The 6,527-nt window shown below is 76.9% G+C and carries 5 protein-coding genes; 3 read left to right on the top strand and 2 right to left on the bottom strand.

The window, feature by feature from the left end; translation table 11 throughout:
- Window positions 1–2,559: FtsK/SpoIIIE domain-containing protein (locus AOK16_RS11990; protein WP_107098325.1), on the top strand; the 2,559-nt coding region annotated here is incomplete at its 5' end.
- Window positions 2,560–2,636: 77 nt separating this feature from the next.
- Here the strand turns inward: AOK16_RS11990 and AOK16_RS11995 are convergent.
- On the bottom strand, window positions 2,637–4,154 hold the full coding sequence (locus AOK16_RS11995) for a glycosyltransferase family 39 protein (protein WP_055472249.1): 1,518 nt from the start codon (window positions 4,152–4,154) through the stop codon (window positions 2,637–2,639).
- Window positions 4,155–4,201: 47 nt separating this feature from the next.
- A complete protein-coding gene (locus tag AOK16_RS27145; RefSeq protein WP_157859180.1) occupies window positions 4,202–4,672 on the bottom strand; it encodes a hypothetical protein in 471 nt (156 codons plus the stop codon).
- On the opposite strand from AOK16_RS27145, the gene AOK16_RS12000 reads away from it, so the two are divergent.
- Entirely contained in the window at window positions 4,649–5,458 is an 810-nt protein-coding gene (locus AOK16_RS12000) for a MoxR family ATPase (RefSeq protein ID WP_240483528.1), read from the top strand. The genes AOK16_RS27145 and AOK16_RS12000 overlap by 24 nt on opposite strands.
- A gap of 4 nt (window positions 5,459–5,462) precedes the next feature.
- A partial coding sequence (locus AOK16_RS27635) for an SAV_2336 N-terminal domain-related protein (protein WP_276202495.1) occupies window positions 5,463–6,527 on the top strand: 1,065 nt, incomplete at its 3' end.

Genomic DNA, 6,527 nt, shown 5'->3' on the forward strand with positions numbered 1-6,527 from the left:
GACGGCCACACCCGCCCGGCCGCAACCGCCGGCGGGGCCCGGGGGCGTACGGACGGCGGGTGGCAGGAGGCGGGCCGCGGTGCCGACACCCACGAGGGCATCCCCCGCCCCGCCTTGGGTGACGAACGAGCCGCTTCGGCCGCCGACGGCCCGAACCGGCCCCGGACGGGCAGCGGTTCAGACAACCCACCGCCCCGGGCAGGAGCCGCTTCCGGCGGGTCGGACGGCCCGGCCGGACCCGATGATGCCACCGCGCCCCATCGCCCCACCCGTCGCGCCCGTGGCATAGGAGCCTGGGCCCGGCGGCTCACCGGAGGGCGAGGCGACACCCCGGAAGGGCTCCAGGACGGCGGGGACGCGCGCGTGGGGCAGGGCGCGGCGGGGAGAGCTCCCGGCCGAACGCCCGGCTCCGGCGGGGTCGTTCACGAGCGGTGGCCCGATCCGGCCGAGGTGCTGCTGACCGCGCTCGGCCCCGGGCCCCGGCTGTGGGAGCGCGGGCCCGGGCACCCGGACGCCTTCACGGTGCGGCTCGGCACCGCGGACCGGCCCGGCGCACCGGCCACGCCCGTGACCGTAGGCCTGCGCGAGACCGGTTCGCTCGGGCTCGCCGGGCCGCGGGCCCGGCTGTCCGGGCTCGCCCGGTCGGTGGTCGCGCAGCTGGCCGCGCTGCACTCCCCCGCCGACCTGGAGATCGTCCTGATCAGCACGGACCGGGCGCGCCCGCAGGCCGAGCGGCTGGCCGAGTGGTCCTGGCTCGGCTGGCTGCCGCAGCTGCGGCCCGCGCACGGCCAGGACTGCCGGCTGCTGCTGGCCTACGACCGGGAGCAGGCCACGGCCCGTACGGCCGAGCTCGTACGGCGGCTGGACGACGGGCCGTTGGGGGCCGGCTGGGTCACCGCGGACCGCGCGGCGGTCGCCGCCGAGGCGGCCCGCTACGAGGGCCCGCGCACGCTGGTGATCGTCGACGGCGACCCCGGCTCGGCCGCCCTGCGCGGTACGGCGGCGCGGCTGGCGGCGGGTGGCCCCGTCGCCGGTGTCCACCTGCTGTGTCTCGCCGAGGCGCCCGCCGCCTCGCCCGCGTCCCCGCTGACCGCGACCTTCGACGCGGCCTGCACCGCCTCGCCGCCGTTCCCCGAGTGCGGGACGGCGGCCCTGTTCACCGGGGATGTCGCCACCGCGCTCCGGGTGATGCCGCTCGGCCCCTCCGGGCCGCTCAACAAGGGCGTGGTGGCGACCGTGGACGCCGTCTCGGCCGCCTGGGCGGAGCGGTTCGCGCGCGCCCTGGCCCCGCTGCGGCCGGCTCATACGGGAGCCCCGGCGGCGGGCGGGCGACGAACCGTTGCGCCACTGCCCCGTACGGCCCGCCTGCTGGACGAGTTGGGGTTGGCCCGCGCCACCCCCGCCTCGCTGATGGCCCGTTGGGCCGCGGCGGGCGACGGCGGGCAGGAGGCCGACGGCGGGCGCCTGTCGGCCGTGCTGGGCGCGGGTCCACACGGCCCGCTCGCCGTCGACCCGGCGGCCGACGGGCCGCATCTGCTGGTGGAGGGCGGGCCCGGCACGGGCAAGACCGAGCTGCTGCGCTCCCTGGCCGCCTCCCTGGCCGCGGCCGACCGCCCCGACCGCGTGTCCCTGGCCCTGGTCGACGGGGGCGGTGCGGAGCGCGGCGGGGGTCTGCGGGCGTGTACGGACCTGCCGCATGTCTCGACGTATCTGGTGGCCTCGGACCCGGTCCGCATGCGGGAGTTCGCGCAGGCGCTCAGCACGGAACTGAAGCGGCGGGCCGAGCTGCTGGGCGGGCTGGATTTCGTCGGCTGGCACCGGCAGCGCACGGTCGCGGCGCGGCTGGTGGCGCCCCGGCGGTCCGGCGAGTACGAAGACGGCGGGTCCGGTCAGGCCGCCCGACCCCACGGGAACCGTGGGGACCTGGAGACCTCGGCAGTACGGTCCTCCCCCGGAGGGGCGCTGAAGGTGCGGGCCGCCGAGTCCGTCGCGGGCGCCCCGGTCCTGCCGCGCCTGGTCGTCCTCGTCGACGACTTCGACGCGCTCGTGGCCCCCGCCCTGGGCAGCACCGGGCGGCCCGCGGCCGGTTCGGTGGTGCGGGCGCTGGAGGCGGTGGCCCGCGACGGCGCGCGGCTCGGGGTGCACCTGATAGCGGCGAGCGGCCGCCCGGACCGTACGTCCGAGACGGCGGCGGCCGGGCAGGCGGGCCTGCGCGTCACGCTCGACCTGCTGCCCGCCCCGGCCGAAACCCCAGGCGGGGACACGGACGGGGGCCCAGGTGGAGGCACGGGCGAGGCGACGGCCGGGCGGGGCAGGCTCGTACGCGCCGACGGCTCGGCGACGCCGTTCCAGGCGGGCCGCGTCACCGGCCGTATCCCGCGCACCGCGACACTGCGGCCGACGGTGGTCCCGCTGGACTGGGCGCGCATGGGGGACCCGCCCACGCGGCGGCCCCTGCGCGAACTGGGCAACGGGCCGACGGACTTGGCGCTGCTGGCCAGTGCGCTTCAGCGCGCGGCGACGCAGATCGGGGTGGGGGTCGTGCCGTCGCTCCTGTGAGTTCACGGCTGCGGGCCGTGGCCCGCTGAGGTCACTGTGTCCTCAAACGCCGGACGGGCTGAAATTCTGCCCGCACGTCAGTTGTGGACGTACAAGTGCACGCTGCCGCCGTGCAGGCGTTCCACGCCCTCGCGGTGGAACTCGTCGGACAGGACCTCCTGCTTGACGCGTTCGCGCGGGTCGCTGAAGACCCGGCGCTGATCGGAGTCCTCGCGGTCCAGGAGCCAGATGCGCTGGGCCTTGGACAGGGCCTCCTTGAGGCGGTCCGGGGGGAGTTCGGTGCCGAAGAGGGTGCCGGAGGCGGCCGGTGACCTGTCCAGGGCCACGTCGCGCAGGCCCTTGAAGTCCTTCGGGTAGGCGATTGCGGCCTTCCGCCGGGTGCCGGCGAGGAACACCACCGCGTCGCCCGGCTTGGCCTCGGCGCGCACCATCTCCGCGATGGGCCGCAGGTCGTCCAGTCGGCTCTCGCCCGACCGCACGTGCCGCTGCGCCCCCAACTGCCCGCCCAGCACGAGCGATACGACGAGGGCCGCAGCGAGCGGCATCGCCAGCGGCATGGCGCCGCGGGCCAGGACCAGACCGGTGAGCCGGTCGATGCCGGAGGCGGCGAGCAGGCTCAGGCCCGGCAGCGCGTAGAGCACGTACCGCTGGTCGTAGAGCGGGTGTACCTGGGAGACGGCGATGAGCAGCGCGGGCGGGACGGCCAGCAGCGGCAGCGCGACGGTGGCGAGGGAGACCGGGCCGGAGTCGAGGGCCGGGCGGCGCGGGGTGATCAGCGCGGCGGCGGCCAGCAGCAGCATCGCGCAGGCGATCCACCCGGAGGGCCCGGCGAAGGACCGTACGAGCCCGGTCACGGCGTCCCAGCCGGGTGCGGTCATCCAGGAGAGGGCCTCGTCCGCCTGGCCGCGGGCCACCCAGGCGACCGGGGCCACGGCCGCCAGTGCGAACCCCGTGGACAGGCCCCAGCAGCGCCACTCGCGCGCCCCCGCACGGCCGACGAGGAGGGTGACGGCATGCGCGGCGAGCACGAGCAGCGAGAAGGCGTGCAGCACCGCGGTCACGGCGGCCACCAGCGCGTACCGCCGCCACCAGCGCCCCTCGCCCGTCTCGCAGGCGCGCACCAGGAAGTACGTGCAGGCCATCGCGCCGGCGAGCACCAGCGCGTAGGAGCGGCCCTCCTGCGCGTACAGGCTGACGATCGGGACGACCGCGAAGAGCATGCCCGCCACCAGGCCGACCCGGGCCCCGGCCAGGCGGGCGCCGATTGCGGAGATCAGGGCGGCGGCGAGCGTCATGCCGGCGACCGAGGGGAGGCGCAGCGCGACGTCGTCCGCGTGGATCCGCAGCACCCCGTGGATCAGCAGGTAGTAGAGGCCGTGGGCGGCGTCGATGTGCCAGACCAGGTCCCAGAGTTGGCCGGGGGTGCGGCGGGCGGCGCTCCAGGTCGCGGCCTCGTCTCCCCACTGCCCGCGCCGCCCGAGGTCCCACAACCCGAGGAGGGCCATGGTGACGGCGGGGACCAGCAGAGCCGCGACGGGGGTCCGGCGCGCCAGGGAGACCGGCCGGAGCGGGATCTTCACCTGGGTTGTGACCATCGGTGTGCTCCTGTTCTTCGCGTCGCTGTCCGCTCTTTGGTTCGGCATCAGCTCCGGCCCCCTTGAACCCGGGTCCCACGTACGAGGAGGGTGATCGTTCCGCTGCGCGATTGTGCGGTGGAAAACGTCGTGAAGTCGGCGTGGAGGGCGGCGAGTTTGGACTGCTCGCGCCTGTTGCGCCGGAACCAGGCCCGGTTCACCACTCCGGGCTCGGCCACGACCCACACCCGTTCGGTTCCGGCCAGCCGCGCGCGCAGTTCGCGCGGTGGCACCTCGCGGCCGTCGAGGGTGCCGGAGGCGGCGACCGGCCGCTCCAGGGCCAGGTCGCGGCGGCCCGTGAAGGCGCGCGGGTAGGCGAGGGCGATACGGCGCTGGGCGGAGGGGACGAAGAGCAGCGCGTCGCCGGGCTTCGTCCGCTCGCGGACGAGGTGGGCGACCGCCGCCAGGTCGTCCTGGCGGCTGACGGGCCGCCGTTCCCGCTCGTGCAGCGGCAGTTGCCACCCGAAGGCGGCGGCCACCGCGAGCGCCCCGGCCAGGGCGACCGGCACGCTGGGCAGCCGCAGCCGCCGCACCAGGCACTCGGCTCCGGTGGCGGCCAGCAGCGGGACCCCGGCGAGTGCGAACAGCACGTACCGGTCGACGAACAGCGGCTCCCAGCGGGCAGCGGCGAACAGCAGGGCGGGCCCGGCGGTGGCCCCGGGAGTGCCGCGGCGCAGGACGGCATCGGGCGCTACATCCGGCTCGGCCCCCTCGGCACGGCCCTGCTGCCCGCCGAGCGCCCGCGTGTCCTGCTCATCGACGAGCTCGACAAGAGCGACCTCGACCTGCCCAACGACCTCCTCAACGCCTTGGAGGAGGGCGAGTTCGGCATCCCGGAGCTGGAGCGCATCGCCGACCGGCCCGGCCAGGAGCAGGTCGAGGTGCTGGACGACGACGGGCGGCGCGTGCCGGTCGTGGGCGGGCGCGTGCGTTGCCGGGCCTTCCCCTTCGTGGTGATGACGAGCAACGGCGAGCGGGAGTTCCCGGCTCCGCTGCTGCGCCGCTGCATCCACCTCGACCTGGCGCCGCCGCGCGACGAACGGCTGGCCGCCATGGTGCAGGCGCACTTCGGGCCGGGCGCCGACGAACGCCACCTCGACCTGATCGGCCTGTTCACCCAGGGCACCCGGGCGGGCGAACTCCGGCCGACCGACCAGCTGTTGAACGCGATCTTCCTCACGCAGTACGCGGCCCGCGAGGAGCACGGCCGCCGCGAGGACATCGCCGAACTGCTGATGCGCCCGCTCGACCAGCGGCAGCGGTGATCTGATGGCTCCCTCCTCCCGTACGGCCGGTTCCGCCGCGCAGGACGACGGCGCCGTGGGCGCGGTGGCGCTGGCGGCGCTGGTCGCGCGGTTGCGGGAGGCGGGCCTCCCACCCACGTCGGAGGAGCTGGCGGACGCGGTGTGGCTGGCCCGGTGGACCGGCCCTCCAGGAGGGGAGCCGGTCCACGCGCGCGTGGCCGAGGCCCCCGACGGCCGCCCCGCGCAACCCGCTCCGGCCGCCGCACCCGACACCGAGCGCGTGCCCGAACCCCGGTCGGCGCCGCCGCGGTTCGGCCCGGCGCCACCCCGGCAGGCCGAACTGTTCGCGCCGGAGCCGGGCGGGGGGCGGGGCGAGGCCGCCGACGGCGGCGCGGCCTTCCCCGTACGGGTCCCGGCCGCATCCGCGCTGCCCGATCCGCAGGCGCTCCAGCGTGCGCTGCGCCCCCTCCAGCGCTTCCGTGCGCCCTTACGGCCCGCACGGCGGGTGCTGGACGAGCGCGCCACGGCGGACCGGGCCGCCGACACGGGTCTGGTGGTGCCGGTGCTGCGGGGCGTGCGGCGGCGGGAGGCGCGCGTCCAGCTGCTGATGGACGTCTCGACCTCGATGGCCGTCTGGGACCAGACCCTGGACGAGCTGCGGCAGGTCTGCGAGCGGGCGGGTGCGTTCCGGGAGGTCCGGGTGCATTACGTGTACGAGGCGGAGGACGGGAGTCCGGCGATCGGTACGGGGCTTTCACGGGGTGGCGCGGGCGGTGGCAGGGGCCTGGCCGGTGCGGGGCTCCTCCAGTCCCCGGCCCGGCTGTGCGACCCGACGGGGCGTCAGCTCACCCTGTTGCTGAGCGACTGCGCGGGGCCGATGTGGCGCGGCGGGCGGATGCAGCGCCTGCTGCACCGCTGGTCGGCCACGGCACCCGTCGCGGTGGTGCAGCCGCTGCCGCAGCGGATGTGGCGGCGTACGCACCTGCCCGCCGTGCCGGGCGTGCTGCGGCGGTGCGAAGGGCCCGCCGGGCGGCTGGAGTTCCGTCCCGCGCGCGGCACCGCGCCCCTCGGCACCGCCCCCGTCCCGGTG

Origin of the sequence: Streptomyces pathocidini (assembly GCF_001418495.1) — a bacterium.
Classification (GTDB): Bacteria; Actinomycetota; Actinomycetes; order Streptomycetales; family Streptomycetaceae; genus Streptomyces; species Streptomyces pathocidini.